The 18,236-nt window shown below is 65.4% G+C and carries 17 protein-coding genes; 12 read left to right on the forward strand and 5 right to left on the reverse strand.

Going from position 1 to position 18,236, the window contains the following annotated elements; all coding sequences use genetic code 11:
- Positions 1–206: 206 nt before the first annotated feature.
- Entirely contained in the window at positions 207–632 is a 426-nt protein-coding gene (locus AC1RUR_RS22320; protein WP_492847890.1) for a PaaI family thioesterase, read from the reverse strand.
- A 68-nt stretch (positions 633–700) separates the two neighbouring features.
- On the opposite strand from AC1RUR_RS22320, the gene AC1RUR_RS22325 reads away from it, so the two are divergent.
- Together AC1RUR_RS22325 and AC1RUR_RS22330 are read left to right on the forward strand one after the other, a co-directional pair.
- Entirely contained in the window at positions 701–1,330 is a 630-nt protein-coding gene (locus AC1RUR_RS22325; RefSeq protein WP_492847892.1) for an NUDIX hydrolase, read from the forward strand.
- Between the two features lie 72 nt (positions 1,331–1,402).
- Positions 1,403–2,617 (forward strand): hypothetical protein, encoded by a 1,215-nt coding sequence (locus tag AC1RUR_RS22330; protein WP_492847894.1) that lies wholly within the window; start codon positions 1,403–1,405, stop codon positions 2,615–2,617.
- A gap of 89 nt (positions 2,618–2,706) precedes the next feature.
- On the opposite strand, the gene AC1RUR_RS22335 is transcribed toward AC1RUR_RS22330, so the two are convergent.
- Positions 2,707–3,009, reverse strand: a complete 303-nt coding sequence (locus tag AC1RUR_RS22335; RefSeq protein ID WP_492847896.1) for a hypothetical protein — start codon at positions 3,007–3,009, stop codon at positions 2,707–2,709.
- A 195-nt stretch (positions 3,010–3,204) separates the two neighbouring features.
- Here AC1RUR_RS22335 and AC1RUR_RS22340 point away from each other — a divergent pair, with 195 nt between their 5' ends.
- From AC1RUR_RS22340 to AC1RUR_RS22360, 5 genes are all read left to right on the forward strand, one after another.
- Entirely contained in the window at positions 3,205–3,684 is a 480-nt protein-coding gene (locus AC1RUR_RS22340; RefSeq protein ID WP_492847897.1) for a hypothetical protein, read from the forward strand.
- Positions 3,685–3,871: 187 nt separating this feature from the next.
- Positions 3,872–4,819, forward strand: a complete 948-nt coding sequence (locus tag AC1RUR_RS22345) for a TAXI family TRAP transporter solute-binding subunit (protein WP_492847899.1) — start codon at positions 3,872–3,874, stop codon at positions 4,817–4,819.
- A gap of 157 nt (positions 4,820–4,976) precedes the next feature.
- Positions 4,977–7,085 (forward strand): TRAP transporter permease, encoded by a 2,109-nt coding sequence (locus AC1RUR_RS22350; RefSeq protein ID WP_492847901.1) that lies wholly within the window; start codon positions 4,977–4,979, stop codon positions 7,083–7,085.
- Positions 7,046–7,459 (forward strand): DUF1850 domain-containing protein, encoded by a 414-nt coding sequence (locus tag AC1RUR_RS22355; protein ID WP_492847903.1) that lies wholly within the window; start codon positions 7,046–7,048, stop codon positions 7,457–7,459. Before AC1RUR_RS22350 ends, AC1RUR_RS22355 begins: the two co-directional genes overlap by 40 nt.
- A 91-nt stretch (positions 7,460–7,550) precedes the next feature.
- Positions 7,551–8,357 carry an SDR family NAD(P)-dependent oxidoreductase gene (locus AC1RUR_RS22360; RefSeq protein ID WP_492847905.1) on the forward strand — a complete coding sequence of 269 codons (807 nt, stop codon included), beginning with the start codon at positions 7,551–7,553 and terminating at the stop codon, positions 8,355–8,357.
- Positions 8,358–8,521: 164 nt separating this feature from the next.
- On the opposite strand, the gene AC1RUR_RS22365 is transcribed toward AC1RUR_RS22360, so the two are convergent.
- The gene (locus AC1RUR_RS22365; RefSeq protein ID WP_492847907.1) at positions 8,522–9,292 is read right to left on the reverse strand and encodes a hypothetical protein; all 771 of its coding nucleotides are present in this window, start codon (positions 9,290–9,292) and stop codon (positions 8,522–8,524) included.
- 91 nt (positions 9,293–9,383) lie between these two features.
- Entirely contained in the window at positions 9,384–10,928 is a 1,545-nt protein-coding gene (locus tag AC1RUR_RS22370; RefSeq protein WP_492847909.1) for a cation:proton antiporter, read from the reverse strand.
- A gap of 102 nt (positions 10,929–11,030) precedes the next feature.
- Between AC1RUR_RS22370 and AC1RUR_RS22375 the strand changes: the two genes are divergently transcribed.
- The 5 genes from AC1RUR_RS22375 (at position 11,031) to AC1RUR_RS22395 (ending at position 17,178) form a co-directional block, all read left to right on the forward strand.
- Positions 11,031–11,795: a tetratricopeptide repeat protein gene (locus tag AC1RUR_RS22375; RefSeq protein ID WP_492847911.1), complete on the forward strand. Its 765-nt coding sequence runs from the start codon at positions 11,031–11,033 to the stop codon at positions 11,793–11,795.
- 233 nt (positions 11,796–12,028) lie between these two features.
- Positions 12,029–13,414: a tetratricopeptide repeat protein gene (locus AC1RUR_RS22380; protein WP_492847913.1), complete on the forward strand. Its 1,386-nt coding sequence runs from the start codon at positions 12,029–12,031 to the stop codon at positions 13,412–13,414.
- Positions 13,415–13,837: 423 nt separating this feature from the next.
- Positions 13,838–15,748 carry a propionyl-CoA synthetase gene (locus AC1RUR_RS22385; RefSeq protein WP_492847915.1) on the forward strand — a complete coding sequence of 637 codons (1,911 nt, stop codon included), beginning with the start codon at positions 13,838–13,840 and terminating at the stop codon, positions 15,746–15,748.
- 224 nt (positions 15,749–15,972) lie between these two features.
- Complete coding sequence (locus AC1RUR_RS22390; RefSeq protein ID WP_492847917.1) at positions 15,973–16,242, forward strand: hypothetical protein; 270 nt, start codon at positions 15,973–15,975, stop codon at positions 16,240–16,242.
- Between the two features lie 192 nt (positions 16,243–16,434).
- On the forward strand, positions 16,435–17,178 hold the full coding sequence (locus AC1RUR_RS22395; RefSeq protein ID WP_492847919.1) for an OmpW/AlkL family protein: 744 nt from the start codon (positions 16,435–16,437) through the stop codon (positions 17,176–17,178).
- Between the two features lie 181 nt (positions 17,179–17,359).
- Here AC1RUR_RS22395 and AC1RUR_RS22400 read toward each other — a convergent pair whose 3' ends face one another.
- Positions 17,360–18,055 carry a DUF1013 domain-containing protein gene (locus tag AC1RUR_RS22400; protein ID WP_492847921.1) on the reverse strand — a complete coding sequence of 232 codons (696 nt, stop codon included), beginning with the start codon at positions 18,053–18,055 and terminating at the stop codon, positions 17,360–17,362.
- Positions 18,056–18,236: the final 181 nt, after the last annotated feature.

Consider the following 18,236-nt stretch of genomic DNA (forward strand, 5'->3'; position numbering starts at 1 on the left):
ACCCTAGGTTGGAAAACACCGGCGGAAACTCTCGACCAATTGCTACGAGTGAGCGATACACAGGGTGTTGCGACGAGCCGTTGAATCCGCCCAGTACTCCGAGACGGCTGTAGTTCAATCGAGAAGCCGCGGCGTACTGGATTCCCCGCTTTCGCGGGGAATGACGGCGGTGGGTGTGTCGGCAGCGTCGGCCTGACCGGGCGCGCCTACCCCGGCCCCTTCAGGATCTTGAACACGCCATTGGCCATCACGATGCAGCGGCCCTCGACGGTGACCTCGGTGCTCATGAAGACGAGGCTGCGGGTCGAGCGTACCACGCGGGGGCGGGAGATCAGGATGTCGCCGATCTGGCCGGCTTCGACGAAATGAGTGTCGAGCTGCACCGTCGCCATGAACTCCTTGCCGGAGACGTAGCGGGCGGTCATGCCGCAGGTGCGGTCGGCGAACGTCATCATCACGCCGCCCTGGACCATGCCGCGGCGGTTGTGGTGCTTGTCCTCGGTGGCGAGTGCGAATTCGTAATGGCCGTCGACCTTGCGCTCCCACAGGGGACCGATCAGGTGCATGAAGCCCGTGGTCTCGAGGATGGTCCAGCCCTCCGATTTCAGCCTTGCGGCGGCCTTGTTGGTCATCTCGTCGTCCATTCCTCTGCGGGCCTTGCGATCTCATTTCATCGGGGGCGGACGTGGTGTAGTCAAGCATGATGAGACCTTTCGACGATGCCACACGGCGGAATATCGCCGCCGCCTGCGCGGCCTTCACGCGGCTGCCGGAAGACGGCGCAGCGCCGGCGCTGAAGCGCGCCGCGGTGGCGGTCGCGCTGACCGCGGCGGGCGAGGGGGACGACACCGCGTTCCTGCTCACGCTGCGCGCATCGCATCTGCGCGCCCATCGCGGCCAATGGGCCCTGCCGGGTGGCCGCTGCGATGCCGGCGAGACGCCGGTCGAGGCGGCGCTGCGCGAACTCGACGAGGAGCTCGGCCTTCGCCTCACCGGCGCGGAGGTGCTCGGCACGCTCGACGATTATCCGACCCGCTCCGGCTATCTGATCACGCCGGTCGTGGTCTGGGCCATGGACGGCGCCGCGATTCGTCCGAACCCGGACGAGGTCGCTTCCGTCCATCGTATCGCGCTCGCCACGATCGAGCGCGACGACGCCTTCGACTTCGTCGCGATCCCCGAGAGCGCGCGCCGCGTCATCCGCTTCCATCATCAGGCAAGCCTGATCCACGCGCCGACGGCGGCGCTGATCTATCAGTTCCGCGAGGTGCTGGCGGGGCGGCAGACCCGCGTGGCCGAGCTGGAACAGCCGGTGTTCGCCTGGAAGTGACGCAAGAGCTGAAAAAAAGAGGTAAACGGCGCGTTAACGTGCCGGTTACCGGATGCCTGCTAGGAGGGCAGCATGCATCGCTCGATTCGAAAACCCCTGGCGCTGGTTCCACTCGCGCTCGTCCTGCTCGCGCCTGCTGCGCGTGGCAGCGAGCCCGACGCGCTGCCGCCGGCCGTCCGCAATGCCAACGCGCAGCTGCTGTCGCAGTTTTTCGCGCAAGGCGGGGCGTCGCCCGCCGTGCTCGAATATCGTCGCAAGCTTGCGGACTATCAGGCCGCGCGCGCGGCCTTCGACGAGGAGGCCGGCGCCTATTGGAGCCAGATCTCCGAGAAGCGGAAAGGCCGCAACGCGAAGCGGCGCAGCGGACAGCAGATTACGCTCGATGACTACGTGCTCGAGCATCCGCCGCTCTACAACGGGCCGAAGCGGCCGGTGAATCCGGAGCCGGAGGAAACGCCGGAGCGCCCGACCAAAAAGCCGATACCCGTGGTCTCGGATTTGCTGCGCGCGGCGCAGGAGCTCTACCAGTTCACGCCGCAGCGCCCGTCCAGCGAGGTCGAGTTCAAGCGCGCCTATGCGCGCTACGCGCTCGCCTCGGGCCTGACGCGCGAGCAGGCCGTGCGGGTCTATTCGTTCGAGACCGGCGGCACCGGCAGTTACGACGTGCAGGCGGGCATCGAGCATGGCGGCAAGCGCGCGATCTCGACCGCGATGGGCTACAACCAGCTCCTGACCACCAACAGCGTCGAATTGCTGGCCGAGCAGGGCCATGAATTCATTCGCGCGCTTTCCGACAAGGTGGCGCGGACCTCAGGGCCGGCGCGCCAGTCGCTCGAGCACAAGCTCACCGTGCTGAAGAAGATGGTGGCGCATGCCAAGTCGGTGCCGGACACCTGGTCGGAGCACGAGAAGATCGGCAACACCGCGCAGGGCTGGGCCATGCATGCGATGGTGCTCGACATCGACATCGGGCCGATGCTGCAGACCCATAAACTGCTGACATCCGTGCTGTTCGCGCGTGCCAAGGGTTACACCCGTCCGCTCAGCGCGGCCGAGCTCGAGATGATGAACCTCACCGGCGACGGCACCGGGCTCGACATGGTGACGATGCCGCAGGCGATGCGCGAGCAGGTGCCGACCTCGAACTTCTTCCAGCGCGGCGGCTACGAGCGCAACCCGGTCGCGATCCGCCACAACACGGTGGCCAAGCTGCTGGCGGTGACGGATACGCGGATGGACAGCAATAGCAACAATGCCGGCGCGCGGGAGCTGGCGGGGGCGTTTTAGGACGCTGCCGCAGGGTGGGCAAAGCGCAGCGTGCCCACCGCTTTCGATCGGAACGCGCTGATGGATGGTGGGCACGGCGCTGACGCGCCTTACTGATCCGGCCCGAACTTGAACTTGCCGTCGCCTTCCAGATACGGGCCGCTGCGCATGTAGAGCTGGCCGTTGTGGCCGATGAAGAACAGCGTGCCCTTCGGCACCTTCTTGGCGCCCTTCAGCAGCTCGCCGGCGTTGCTGGTGCCCATCTTGTAGGAATACGTCTTGCCGTCCTTGTCATAAGCGTAGCCCATGTCGGACTTGAGCTCCCAGGGCGCCGCCTCGGTCTGCGCCAATGCGGGTGCGGTGAATGCACCGAGCGCCGCCGCGATCGCAAATGCCTTCGTTGAAAATGCCATGATTCCATCCTCCCCATCGTCGGGGCATCCGGCTTGAACAAATCACGAACGGTATTTCCAGGTCAATTCGCGAAAGCGCCGCAGCGCATCACGTCTTGCCCAGCAGTTTGTGATTTTCCCTTCGTCCCCTCGCGACTATGTTCCGCTTTCCGTCTAGAACGCAACTCGACAAAATTATTGGTAGGGATGATTCGGATGCGCCACGTGATTAAATTTTGCTGGGCTGCTGCATTGTCGCTGACGGCGCTGGCGCCGGCCGCCCGGGCCGATGATTACCAGCTCAGCCACAACCAGCGGATTTCGTGCAGCCGCGGCCTTGCTCCGGGAAAGCTGAACACGGCGACCTGCAAGTCCTACACCTACCTGTTCAACACCAAGACCTCGGAATATTTCCGCTGCCAGGTCTCGCTGGCGCTGACCCGGGACAACAAGGAAGTCATCAACGTCCAGACCGACGGCGGCTGCACCAAGAAGCCGCGCGTCTTCGAGACCGACGGCCACTACGACTTCGACGCCACCGAGACCGAGCCGCCGAACACCAATTCGTTCTTCGGCCCGGGCGGCTACTCGATCTGGGCGGCCGACGTCACCGCGCAGAAGGTGCGCGGCTGCATCATCATCTCCTCCGGCCTCGGCTCCGACATCTCCAAGTGCCTGGACATGACGTTCCAGTGAGGGCGCGCGCGAAGCCGGTGCGGTCGGGCGCGGGGCGATTCTCCTGCGCCACGTCGCCGCACCCGCCTGGTTCCCAAAAGTCGAGCCGGAACGGCTGTTTACCGCACTCCTGTTTTGCCTATTGGATGGGTTGACCTGCCCCCCTCATCCGGCCAATTTCCCCGCCGGTTTGGGGAGTACAGAAATCATGAAACGGACGATTTTCGGCGTGGCCGCGGCTCTTGCTCTGGCGGCGTCGGTGCCTTGCGCGCATGCGCAATCCTTCATCAACGTGCTGACCGGAGGCACCTCCGGCGTCTACTATCCGCTCGGGGTCGCGATCGGGAAGATCTACGGCGACAAGATTCCGAACGTGAAGACGCAGGTGCAGGCCACCAAGGCGTCGGTCGAGAACCTGATCCTGCTCCAGCAGGGCCGCGGCGAGCTGGCGTTCACGCTGGGCGACTCGCTCAAAGCCGCCTGGGACGGCGAGGAGGAGGCCGGCTTCAAGACCAAGCTCGACAAGCTCAGGACCATCGGCGCGATCTATCCGAACTACATCCAGATCGTCGCGACCGCCGAGAGCGGCATCAAGACGCTCGCCGACCTCAAGGGCAAGAGCCTGTCGGTCGGTGCGCCGAAATCCGGCACGGAGCTGAATTCCCGCGCGATCCTCAGTGCGGCCGGCATGAGCTACAAGGACCTCGGCAAGGTCGAGTATCTGCCGTTCGCCGAATCCGTCGACCTCATGAAGAACCGCCAGTTGGGTGCGACGCTGCAATCGGCCGGGCTCGGTGTGGCCTCGCTGAAGGATCTCTCGACCTCGAGCCCGATCACGGTGGTGTCGGTGCCGAAGGAGACGGTCGACAAGATCGGCCCGCCCTTCATCGCGGCGACCATTCCGGCCAACACCTATACGGGTCAGGACAAGGACGTGCCGACCGCGGCCGTGGTCAACTACCTCGTGACGAGCTCGGCAGTATCGGACGATCTCGCCTACCAGATGACCAAGCTGGTCTATGAGTCGCTGCCGGAATTGCAGAATGCCCATGCCGCGGGCAAGGAGATCAAGCTCGAGACGGCCGCCACCGGCAGCCCGGTTCCGCTGCACCCCGGCGCGATCCGCTATTACAAGGAAAAGGGGCTGATCAAGTAGTCAGCTTTCGTTATCGGACGTCATGGCCGGGCTCGTCCCGGCCATCCACGTTCTAAGGCTGGGCGAGAAAGTCCGTGGATGCCTGGGACAAGCCCGGGCATGACGGTCTGGAGACGCTGTGCAATGTTATAAGCGTTGGACGGTTGGGGACATATCGATGTTGCAGGCAGAGGGCTCCGCGGAGCCCATCAAGGTCGAGTTCGACAATTTCGAGCACGGTTTCCCCGAAGGCTTCGGTCCCGGCTGGTGGGGCCATCTCGCCTACTGGATCGGCATCGCCTTCGCCACCTTCCAGCTCTATGTCGCGGCCTTCAACTATCTGCCGAGTCAGGTGGTGCGCGGCGTCCATGTCGGCTTCCTCGTTCTCCTCACCTTCGGCCTGATCGGCAATTTCACCGCCAGGAGCGATGTCGGCCGCGCGCTCGGCTGGGTGATCGGCGCGGCCGGTTTCTTCTGCGGACTCTATCAGTGGATATTCTACGCCGATTTGATCGCGCGCGACGGCGATCCGACCAGGCTCGATCTCGTCGTCGGCACGCTGCTCGCGGTGCTGATCTTCGAGGGCACGCGGCGCCTGATGGGCGCGGCGCTGCCGCTGATGTGCGGGGCGTGCCTGCTCTACTGGTTCTTCGGCCAATATCTGCCGTCGCCGCTCAACCATCGCGGCTATGATTTCGACCAGATCGTCACGCATCTGTCGTTCGGCACCGAAGGCTTCTACGGCGTGCCGATCTACGTCTCGGCGACCTACATTTTCCTGTTCATCCTGTTCGGCTCGTTCCTGGAACGCGCCGGCATGATCCAGCTCTTCACCGACGTTTCTCTCGGGTTATTCGGCAGGACCCGCGGCGGTCCTGCCAAGGTCGCGGTGTTCGCCTCGGGCATGATGGGCACGATCTCGGGCTCGGGCGTCGCCAACGTCGTCACCGTCGGCCAGTTCACGATTCCCTTGATGATCAGGTTCGGCTATCGCCGCGCCTTCGCCGCCGGCGTCGAGGCCACGGCGTCGATGGGCGGGCAGATCATGCCGCCGGTGATGGGCGCGGTCGCCTTCATCATGGCGGAGACGCTCGGCGTCCAATATTCGGAGATCGTCAAGGCGGCGGCGATCCCCGCCATCCTCTACTTTGCTTCCGCGTTCTGGATGGTGCATCTGGAAGCCGGCAAGCACGGCCTCGTCGGCATGAAGCGCTCGGAGATCCCGAGCGCCTGGAGGGCGCTGGTGACGCGCTGGTACCTCGTGCTGCCGCTCGCCGCGCTGGTCTACATGCTGTTCGAAGGCTTTACGCCGCTCTATGCCGGCAGCATGGGCCTCGCGCTGACGGTGGCGCTGATCCTTGGCACCGCCATCACGACGGGCGCCTCGTCGATGCTGATCCGCTATGTCTTCTGGATCGGTCTTGCACTCGTCGTCGCCGCGCTGTCGCGCGACGGACTTCAGATCGTGCCGGTTGCGAGCATCGTGGTCGGGCTGATCGTGATCACGGCGTTCGTGCGCGGCGGGTTCGCGGCCTTGCGCGAATGCCGCAATGCGCTGGCTGAAAGCGCCAAGTCCGCCATCACCGTCGGCATGGCCTGCGCCATCGTCGGCGTCATCATCGGCATGATGTCGCAGACCGGTGTCGGCACCATCTTCGGCGGCTGGGTGATCGGGCTCGGTGAGAAGAGCCTGTTCCTGGCGCTGATCATGACCATGCTGCTGTCGATCCTGCTCGGCACCGGCATTCCGACGATCCCGACCTACATCATCACCGCGGCGCTCGCAGCGCCCGCGCTCGCAAAACTCGGCGTGCCGCTGATCGCCAGCCACATGTTCGCGTTCTACTACGGCATCATGGCCGACCTCTCGCCGCCGGTGGCGCTCGCCGCGCTCGCGGCCGCGCCGATCGCGAAGGAAAATCCGGACAAGATCGGCTGGGAAGCGATGCGCATCGCGCTCGCCGGCTACGTCATCCCCTTCATCTTCGCCTATTCGCCGGCGTTGATGCTGCAGGGCGGCGATCCCATGGCGGCAAAACTCGGCTTCTACGGCGCGGTGGCGCTCGCGACCCTCAAGGCGCTGGTGGCGATCGCGCTGTTCGGCATGGTCGCGATCGGCTTCCTGTTCACGCGGCTGACACTGATCGAACGCCTGGTCGCGCTCGGCGCTGCGTTCTGCCTGCTCGGCGACTTCCCGTTCAGCGACACCGCGGGCTTCGTGCTCTCTGCGGCGCTGGTGCTGTGGCAATGGCGGCAACGCCCGCCGGCGCCGGTCGAGGCGGTGTGAGCTTCTGCTTGGCAACAGCCGGCGGCGTCAAGGCGCTGGCGCTGTCCGCGTTCACGCTTGCATGGACGCATTCGATCGCGAAGGTCGAATGGCAGGAGGACTGGCGCGTAACGCCTGCCGGCCTCGAACTGGTGCAGGCCCGCGTCAAGGGCACCGGTCCCGGCATGGAGCCGCCGCCCGAGGCGCGGCTGGTCGACGGCTGGTTTCAATGGCGGCCGCAGCGTGCGCCGATGCGGGAGGTCGTGCTCGGCAATTCCGGTGCGGCCGGCGAATGGCGGCTCTGCCATGAGGGCACGTGCCGGACGTTGTCGGAGATTGTCGGGCATCCCATAGGTGCTAACGTCACGACGATGAAGGTCTGCAACGATCAGTAGCGCGGATGAGCGCAGCGGCATCCGGGACCGCTGCCCCGGATTGCGCTTCGCTCCATCCGGGCTACAAGAACAACAACACGGGAGACACGCGATGGATCGGCTCAAGGGCAAGGTTGCGATGGTGGTGGGGGCCGGCTCGATCGGACCGGGCTGGGGCAATGGCAAGGCCACCGCAGTGACCTTTGCGCGCGAGGGCGCGCAGGTGTTTTGCGTCGATCGCAACGGCGCCGCCGCCGAGGAGACCGCGAAGATCATCACCGGCGAGGGCGGCAAGGCAACCGCGTTCACGGCCGACGTGTCACGGCCCGCCGAGATCGAGGCGATGGTCGCAGCCTGCCTGAAAGCCTATGGCCGCATCGACGTGCTCGACAACAATGTCGGCATTGCCGAGATGGGCAGCGTGGTCGAGGTGACCGAGGAGAGCTGGGATCGCGTCTTCAGCGTCAATCTCAAGAGCGCCTATTTCGCCATGAAGCACGTCATCCCCGTGATGGTGAAGCAGGGCGGCGGCTCGATCATCAACATCTCCTCGATCGCCTCGATCCGCCACATGGGCATCTCCTACGTCACCTACGGCACCTCGAAGGCAGCGATGAACCAGATGACGCGAACCACCGCGATCGAGTTCGCGCGGCATCACGTGCGCGTCAATGCGATCCTGCCCGGCCTGATGAAGACGCCGATGGTGGAGCATTCCGCCGGCCTTGCCGCCAGCTACGCCAAGGGCGATGTCGAGGCGATGTGGCGCGCCCGCGATGCGCAAGTGCCGATGGGGCACATGGGCGACGCCTTCGACGTCGCCAACGCCGCGCTGTTCCTGGCCTCGGACGAGTCGAAATATGTCACGGGGATCGAGCTCGTGGTGGACGGCGGGATCACGTGCAAGGCGGGGGCGTAGGTCTAGCTGCTGCCTCACACTCCTGTGTCGTCCCGGCGAAGGCCGGGACCCATAACCTCAAGGCCTGGTTTGACGAAGGCTGGGCCTCCAGCATTCTCCAACAACTGACCTTGGGGGTAATGGGTCCCGGCCTTCGCCGGGACGACGCCTGAATGCTTGGCGACCTACTGCGCCAGCGCCAAAATCCCGCCGGCGAACGAATGCCATGCCGCCGTCTCGCTGATCGGCCAGTTCAGCACCTTTACCGCCAGCAATGCGAGTGTGCCGGTGATGTAGACCGGATGCACGCGGCCTTCAGTGCGCCAGTCGCGCACCATGGCGACGACGAGCAGCAACGAGGCGACGACCGCCGGCGCGATAGTGACCGGCACCGGAGGCGGGCCGGGCGGTCCCGGGGGCGCGAGGAAAGTCAGAAACCAGCGTGCGATCGCGGCGTCGAGGATCGAGACCGCGGCGAGCAGCATCAGGCGCTTGTGAACTTCCGGCTTGCGCGTGTTCACGATGCCGAGCACGAACACCACGGCAAAGAACGCGATGCCGCTCATCGGCACGATCGAGAAGGCGATGCCCGCATCGGTCTGCCCGAGTGCGGCGGAATGCTGCATCACGTGCACCGAGGCGAGGAAGCCGAAGATCGTCATCGCGGTCGCGAGCGAAACGCCGACGATGCCGATCGCGCGGTGATTGACCACGCGGCCCGAGGCTGCGAGCCAGGTCTGGATCACGAAATAGAGAGTCCAGGTGAAGAACAAGAGTCCGTGAAAGTGGATCAGCGGGCTTGCGGAAAACGCACCGCGGGCGAGCGGCACCCAATAGGTTGGCGCGAAGCCGAGAAAGGCGGTCGCCGCGCAGGCCAGGGCCATGTGAAGATAAAAATATCGTGCGGGCGACGCATCACGCGCGCGGACACGACGGTCGTCGGTCAGGGTCGTCATCTGGAGTGAGTCTGGGGAGGCGGGGTTTGGTTCAAGCCAGCCGTTCACCCTCCGCCGGGACGACACCGGGTTTGTGGATGCGGCAAGAGTCTCATCCCCCCGCGCTCAATTCTGCGCGATCGAGTTCCTCCTCGAGGCGGTGAAAGGCGTCGTCGCCGATCACTTCGGTGGCGCGCAGGTCGAAGATGGATTTGCGCGCGGCCTCGATGGCGCGGCGGCGCAGCGGGTCGGCGGGCAATTCGCCATTGGCGATGCCGCCGTTCGGATCGGTTTCCGTCTGCATCAGGATGGCGCGATATTCGAGCCTGAGGATCTCCGCCTCCTCTGACGGGTCGCTTTCGATCGCATCCAGAGCCGCGCGATAGGCGACGGCGCGACCGCGTGCGACCTCGGCGCCGACGGGATCGTCGTCCGTGAGACCGAAGGCCAGGATCAACGGCCGCAGCGTCAGGCCCTGGATCACCAGCGAACCGAGCACGACGGCAAAGGCGATGAAGACGATGAAGTCGCGATAGGGAAAGTTCTCCGGCAGCGCAAAGGCGGTGGCGAGCGTGACCAGGCCGCGCATGCCGCACCAGGAGATGATGAGGCCGCCCTTCGGCGAGGCCACCTGCTTCGGATCCTTCGGGTGATAGAGCCCGTGCGCGATCAGCACGCGCAGCGTCGTGCGGTAGAACGTCACCCAGAACAGCCGCACCAGGACTACAGTGAGCAGGATCCAGGCTGCCGCCACGCAATATTCCCAGCGCACGTCCGCGTCGAGCCGCGTCCAGATCGGCCGCATCTGCATGCCGATCAGCATGAAGGCGAGCACGTTGAGCACGAACACCATCGTCTCCCACACCGCATAGGACGGCACCCGCAGCCGAGCCGGCATCCGCGCCCCAGCCGTGCGCGCCATGGTGATGGCGTAGACGACGATGGTGAGGATGCCGGAGAGGCCGAGATGCTCGGCGGCGATCCAGACCATGAAGGTTGTGGCGAACTGCAGGATGATCGCGCTCGGCGCTTCCTTCACGCGTTCGAGGAACAGCGGGATGATGCGGCCCGCCAAGAGGCCGGCGAGGACGCTGCCGACCAGCGCCAGCGCGATCGTCGGCGCGACCTCGCTCCATTTCAGATGCTCCATGACGACCGCGCCGACGGCGATGCGATAGATCAGCAGCGCGCTCGCGTCGTTGAGCAGGCTCTCACCTTCCAGCACCTTCACCATGCGGTGGGGCAGCTTGACCTGGCTCAGGATCGCGACCGCAGCCGCGGCGTCCGGCGGTGCCACGATGGCGCCGAGCGCGACCGCGGCAGCCCAGGGCATGTCAGGCATCAGCCGGTGCGCCACGAAGGCGACGCCGGCCGTGGTCAGGCCGACCGCGGCGACGACGAGGGTCGAGACCGGAACCCAGTTGTTGCGCAGATCCCGCAGCGAGGTGTCGAAGGCCGCATCCAGCAGCACCGGTGCGACAAAAAGCGCCAATGCGAGGTCGGGCTCCAGCGTCCAGGTGGGGCTCGACGGCACGAAGGCGATCAGCGCGCCGCCGATGGCGAGAAAGGTCGGGTAGGGGACCTTGATCCGCCGCGCCAGCGCCGATAAGGCAACGGCGCCGAGCAGCAGCGCGATGATCCATTCGAATGTCGACACGATAATCCCCGAAACCGATTGCGCGGCGCCACAAGCTAGCACCAATCCGGCCGTATGATGGATAGTACGGCCTCAAGGCAAGAGCTCCAGACTGCAGCAAGCATGCGTTTTCAAAATCTCATTCGATTGTCCAGTGTTGTACTGCTCTGCGCGCTCCCGCTCGGCGCGGCCCAGGCCGCGACCGGCGGCGAGCCGGCGGCCGTCGTCCAGGTCGACATCGCGCCGTGTCTCAGCGCTGCCGCGGCGGACGACATGGACAAGGCGATTTCCACCTGCGCGGCCGTGATCGACAATGAGAAGACGGCGAAGGGGGACCTGATCAAGGCGCTGGTCGCGCGCGGCGCGCTTTATGCGCGGCATGATCAGATCGACCGGGCGATCGCCGACGACAGCCGTGCTCTTTTGCTCGATCCCGCGCTCGCGGATGTCTTCAATGCGCGCGGCGAGCTGTGGCTCAGGAAGGGCGACAAGCCGAGGGCGGTGCAGGATTTCGGTGCCGCGCTGAAGATCGATCCGAACCACGAGAAGGCCAAGGCCAATCACAAGGCGATGGCGCGCGAGATCGAGCGGATCGGCGCGCAGATGGCGGTGGCCGGCAAGCCCAGCTTCAATTGCAGGAGCGCGGTCCGGGCCGTCGAGAAGGCGATCTGCGCCAACCGCGAGCTCGCCGACCTCGACCGTGAGATTTTTGGGTCGAATGCACGCGCGATCCGGGAGGCGCGGAATCCCGCGGAAGCCAAGATGCTCCAGCGCGAGCAGGACGAGTTCATCGCGCGCCGCAATGCCGGGTACGGGCGAGCCGGCTACGATCTCAAGAAGGCGATGCAAGACAGATTGCAACGGCTGAACGGGGTGGACGGGTATTGAGTTGTTCGCCTCTCCCCGCGTGCGGGCAGAGGCCGGAATTGGCGCAGCGAATTCCGGGTGAGGGGGAGTCTCCGCGCGTTCGACTCCCTCCGTCCCTGCGGAAGCAGCCCCTCATCCAACCTCTCCCCGTAAGAACGGGCGAGGGCGTGTGGCGGCGGTGCGCCCCCCCAAATTGAACCCTTTCTGTCTCCGCCGCGACAATGGTGAAAACCTGATGTCACGGAGCCTTCCCGATGTGCGGCACGCGTTCTTCCGCGCAAATGTTCCCGTTTGCCAAACTCTCGCTGCGCACCTTCGTCCTCGGCGCGGCCGTGAGCGTTGTCCTCGCCGCCCCGGCCTCAGCCGCTGTCGATTGCGTGGCGGGCAGCAAGGTCGCTCCCGCCGAGCTGATTCCGGCGTGCAGTGCCGTCATCGACCAGGCCTCACTTCCATCGTCCGACCGTGCTGCGGCGCTGCTGGTTCGCGCTGACGCCAATGCGCGGACCTCGGGCGGCCTGAGCCAGGCCCTGCGGGACATCGATCGCGCCATCGCGCTCGATGGCAGGAATGCCAAGGCCTGGCGGCTGCGCGGCGACCTGCTGCGCGAGGCGGGCGGCGATTTGAACCGCGCCGCGGCGGACCTCAGCAAGGCGATCGAGCTCGATCCGCAGGATGCGGAGGCTTACGAGCTGCGCGGCGTCGTCTACACCAATCAGCGCCGGCTCGACCGCGCGCTCGCCGATTACGACCAGGCGATCAAGCTGAAGCCGGATGACGCGCAGGCCTGGTCCGATCGTGGCGTGACCCATTATCTCGGCGGCGACAACGACAAGGCGATCCGCGATCTCAGCGAGGCGCTGCGGCTCGATCCGAACCGGCCGCGCACCTACACCAATCGCGGCGCGGCCTACAAGAAGCTCGGCCAGCTCGACAAATCGGTCGCCGACGACGGCGAGGCGATCAGGCTCGATCCGAAGGTGCCGGAATATTACGACAATCGCGGCCTGTCGCTGGCGGCGATGGGCGAATACGACAAGGCGATCGCCGATTACGACCAGGCGCTGCGGCTGGCGCCGAAGCCGAACTTCTTCACCAACCGCGGCGATTCCTATCAGCTCAAGGGCGAGCTCGGAGCTGCGTTGAGCGATTACGAGGCTGCGTTGAAGCTCGACCCGAATTTCGCGCAGACCTACAACAACCGCGCCGTGCTCTACAAGAAGATGGGCGAGCGCAGGAAGGCGCTGGCCGACTACGAGACCGCGCTGAAGCTCGACCCCGGCAACGACAACGCGGCCAGCGGCCGGCGCACCATGATCGCGGAGATCGCGAAATTCGGCGACGAGCCGCGGCGTCCGCTCGCGGCGAATTCCGGCAACGGCCCGTCCTTCGATTGCGCGACCGCAAGGCGCGAGGTCGAGAAGGTGATCTGCGCCGATCCGCAGCTGGGCGTGCTCGACCGCCAGATCGCCGAGACCTACGAGCGCGTGCTGAAATCCGCGAGCAAGCGTTCGGCCGGCGATCTGCGCCGCACCCAGCGCGATTTCCTTAGCCTCCGCAATGCCAGCTTTGGCCGGCCCGGCTATGATCTGAGGAAGGTCATGCAGGATCGGCTGCAGCGGCTGAACGCGATGGAGAGCTGAGGCGTTCGACGCCGGTGTTCCTCGCCTCTCCCCGCCTGCGACAGGGCAATTGCATACGAACGTTCATGAGAGGTCGTCATGCCCGGGCTTGTCCCGCCTGCGCGGCCGAAGCCGCTTCGGCGAGGCGAAGGCCCGGGCATCCACGTTCTTCGTGCCACATGGCAAGACGTGGATGGCCGGGACAAGCCCGGCCATGACGCTGTGGAAGCTTCCGTGAGCCCAACTCTCACCTCCCCGCGGGCGCGCCTGCCTTCGCGGCGGTAGTGCCTCCTCCAAAGGGCCCATCCTTTTCAGCTTGAACCGCGGCCCGTTCCCGGGAAAATAGCCCGCAAACAACGCCGGCAATTGATCCTGGTCATGGCGGGACCCCCGTCCTGTCGTCAGGTCTGGGCCAGGCCAATAAAGCGAACGGGAGCGCGGGACATGAACATCCAGGGCAAGAGCAGCTATCATGAGGTCCATGCACGCTCGCTGGCTGATCCCCAGGGCTTCTGGGCCGAGGCGGCCAAGGAGATCGACTGGATCGAGCCGCCCAAGACGATCTTCGATGCCACGCAAGGAACCTATGGCCGCTGGTTCGCCGGCGGCGTGGTCAACACCTGCTACAACGCGCTCGACCGCCATGTCGAACGCGGCCGCGCCGACCAGGTCGCACTGATCCATGATTCGCCGCTGACGAACGCGGTCACCAAGCTCACCTATGCCGAGTTGCTGGACGAGGTGCAGGCGCTTGGCGCCGTCATGCAGGCTTTCGGCGTCGCCAAGGGCGACCGCGTCATCCTTTACATGCCGATGGTGCCGGAGGCGGTGGTTGCGATGCTCGCCTGCGCGCGCATCGGCGCGGTGCACTCGGTGGTGTTCGGCGGCTTTGCCGCGAAGGAGCTCGCCACCCGCATCGACGATGCGCAGCCGAAGCTGATCCTGTCGGCGAGCTGCGGCATCGAGCCCGGCCGCATCGTGCAGTACAAGCCGCTGCTCGACGAGGCGATCAGGCTGGCGAGCAGCAAGCCGAAGGCCTGCATCGTGCTGCAACGACCGCAGCTCACCTGCGACCTGACGCCGGGCCGCGACTACGATTGGGCCAGCCTGCGGCGCAAGGCGATGAACGACGGCAAGAAGGCGCCTTGCGTGCCGGTCGCCGCCACCGATCCGCTCTACATCCTCTACACCTCGGGCACCACGGGCATTCCCAAGGGCGTCGTGCGCGACAATGGCGGCCATCTCGTCGCGGTGAAATGGTCGATGTTCAATCTCTATGGCGTCAAGCCGGGCGAGGTCTGGTGGTGCGGTTCGGACATCGGCTGGGTGGTCGGCCACAGCTACATCATCTACGGCCCGCTGCTGCATGGCGCGACCTCGATCATGTATGAGGGCAAGCCCGTCGGTACGCCCGATGCCGGCGCATTCTGGCGCGTCCTCTCCGAGCACAAGGCGGTGGCGCTGTTCACCGCGCCGACTGCGTTCCGCGCGATCCGCAAAGAAGACCCGGAAGGAAAATTCATCCGGCAATATGATCTTTCGACATTCCGCACGCTGTTCCTCGCCGGCGAGCGCGCCGATCCGCCGACGGTGGAATGGGCGGAGCAGCAGTTGAAGGTGCCTGTGATCGATCATTGGTGGCAGACCGAGACGGGCTGGTGCATCGCCGGCAATCCGGTCGGCCTCGGCATGCTGCCGGTGAAGCACGGCTCGCCGACGGTGCCGATGCCGGGCTATCAGGTCGACGTGGTCGATGAAGCGGCCAAGCCGGTCGGCCCGAACAAGATGGGCTCGATCGTCATCAAGCTGCCGATGCCGCCGGGCTGCCTGCCGACGCTATGGAATCAGGATGAACGCTTCAAGGAAGCCTACCTCAGCGAATTCCCCGGCTATTACAAAACCTCGGACGCCGGCTACAAGGACGAGGACGGCTATGTCTGGGTGATGGGCCGCACCGACGACATCATCAACGTCGCCGGCCATCGGCTGTCCACCGGCGGCATGGAGGAAATCCTGGCCTCGCATCCTGATGTCGCCGAATGCGCCGTGCTCGGCGTCAAGGATGCGATCAAGGGCGAGGTGCCCTGCGGCTTCCTGGTGCTCAAGGCCGGCGTGAAGCGCGCCCCTGCCGAGATCGAGAAGGAGATCATCGCGCTGGTGCGCGACAAGCTCGGCCCCGTCGCCGCCTTCAAGCTCGCCATCACCGTCGGCCGCCTGCCCAAGACGCGCTCGGGCAAGATCCTGCGCGGCACTATCAAGAAGATTGCCGACGGCGAATCCTGGACCATGCCGGCGACGATCGAGGATCCCAAGGTGCTGGACGAGATCGGCGAGGCGCTGAAGGGGCGGGTGTGAGGCGGCGCTGCCTCACCGCTTTCCGCTGTCGTCGCCCGCCTTGTGCGCAATTGCGCACTGGAGCGGGCGATCCAGTATTCCCGGGGACGGCGAGAGGCGCGGAGAAGTCGCGGCGTACTGGATTCCCCGCCTTCGCGGGGAATGACGTCCAGCGGAAACCGGATCCTCCGGACTTACATTCTCCGCATTCCGCGCTAAACAGTGCCGGCAACAAGGGACCCTAGATGCCGCTCTCCGCCGCGCCGCGCCTGCTCACTGCCTTAGCTATCGCCATCGCTCTCTCCGCTTGCTCGGCGCGCTACCAGACGCCGGTGGCTGTGGGCGGCGACGATGACGACGCGGTCTGCCAGAGCCGCGGCTATGCGGTGGGCTCGCCGGAATATGTGGCCTGCCGCAAGGACCGCGACGTCCAGCGCAATGCCGCCACCGCCCGCGCCGACCGCCGCCAGCGCGATCTCGGCGAGTACATGCTGAATCATCCCGAGCGGCCGTGATATCGCGCGCGGAATTATCCTGCCTGGCCACTTGCTCGCATCCGCGTTTCTCGTGACACATCTGCAACGCCGCGACACAAATCGTGCCACGTTTCGCCTGGTTTGATCGGCGTCAAATCCTTCACCATCCCCTTTCTGCTCTGACGCTGATGTCGCGCAACGATGCGCGAGAGATGGCTGAAGGGGATTGCAATGCAGAGAACGACAAGAAACTTGGCGCGGATCGCGGTGGTCGGCGCGATGCTCGCGGGGACTTTTGCATCAGTGCAGGCCGCGGACCTGCCGGTCTACAAGAAGGCGCCGCCGGTGGAGGCGTTCAATCCCTGGATGGTGCGCCTGCGCGTGCTCGGCGTGTTGCCCGATGCCGGCGGCTCCACCGTCAACGTCGCGGGCGTGCCGTCGCTGTCGTCGCCGAATTCCGGCCTTTCGATCAGCGATCAGGTCGTGCCCGAGCTCGACATCAGCTATTTCTTCACCAAGAACATCGCGGCCGAGCTGATCCTCGGTGTGACCAGGCATTCGATCAGCGGCACCGGCTCGCTCGCGAATCTGCCGATCGGCAAGACCACGCTGCTGCCGCCGACGCTGACGCTGCAATATCACTTCGACAATTTCGGTGCGTTCAAGCCGTATATCGGCGCCGGCGTGAACTACACCGTGTTCTTCAACAACTCCGCCGCCAATGCGCCGGCCGCCATCGTCGGCCCGCCCGCGATCGTCGCCACCACCACGAGCCTGCATGTCAGCAATGCCTGGGGCGGCGCCGTGCAGTTCGGCTTCGACTACATGCTCGACCGGCACTGGGGCCTCAACGTCGACGTCAAGAAGCTCTGGCTGCGGCCGGACTACAGCGCGACCGTCAGTGGGCTGCCCGTCACCGGCACCGCGCATATCGACCCGTGGCTGGTCGGCGCCGGCGTGACGTACAAGTTCTGAGGTTGTTATTGCGTTAGGGAGGCACACTCTTCCCTAACGTCGTCCCGGCCTTCGCCGGGACGACACTGAGGGTATGGCGCAAGCACGCTGCCTCTCGACGGTGGAGAGACCACAAGCAAAAACGCGGCAGGTTTCCCTGCCGCGTTTTGTTTGCGTTTGATCGCGGACGGAGAACGGAGGACTATTCTTCCTCCTGGTCCTGCTTCTTGCCGCCGAGCGTCTTCAGCTTGGCGAACACGGCGTCGACGTTGAGGTCGTCGCTCGATCGCTCGGCCGGCTCGAACTCATCCTTCTTGGTGGTCTCCGAGGCCGGCAGCAGGGTCGCGCCGCCATAGGCCGCGTCGATCGGCTTCTCCTTGGCCGCGCGCGCCACCTCGAAATCGAGCTCGATCTGCGAGCAGAGGCCGAGGGTGACCGGATCGATCGGGGTCAGCGAGGAGGTGTTCCAGTGGGTACGGTCGCGCACGCTGGCGATCGTGCTCTTGGTGGTGCCGACCAGGCGCATGATCTGGGCGTCCTTGAGCTCGGCGTGGTTGCGCAGCAGCCAGAGGATGGCGCTCGGGCGCTCGTGGCGGCGCGAGACCGGGGTGTAGCGTGGGCCCTTGCGCTTGGGCTGCGGCGGCAGCACCACCTTGCTCTCCTGGAGGCGGAGCCGGTAATCCGGGTTCTTCTCGCCCTTCTCGATCTCCTCGCGGGTGAGCTGGCCGTTGGAGAGGGGATCCATGCCCTTGATGCCCTGGGCCGCGTCGCCGTCGGCGATCGCGCGCACCTCGAGGGGATGCATCTTGGTGAAATCGGCGACCTGATCGAAGGTCAGCGCGGTGTTGTCGAGCAGCCAGACGGCGGTCGCCTTGGGCATCAGAGGTGCGTTGCTCATGGCAAATCTCCTTTGTGCTTCGCCCACCCCTTTGGAGGCGAAGCCGGTGGTCATCAGCGATGACTGGGAATTCACGCTATATAAGCCCGGAGGGGGTAGCCACGCAATGGTTCTGCTATAGATAGTGCCTTGACAGCGCCCGAAAGGGGGCCCAATTCCCTCTGAAGTCGCCGTAAACCCG

The organism is Bradyrhizobium sp. GW821-FHT12B03 (genome assembly GCF_058807535.1).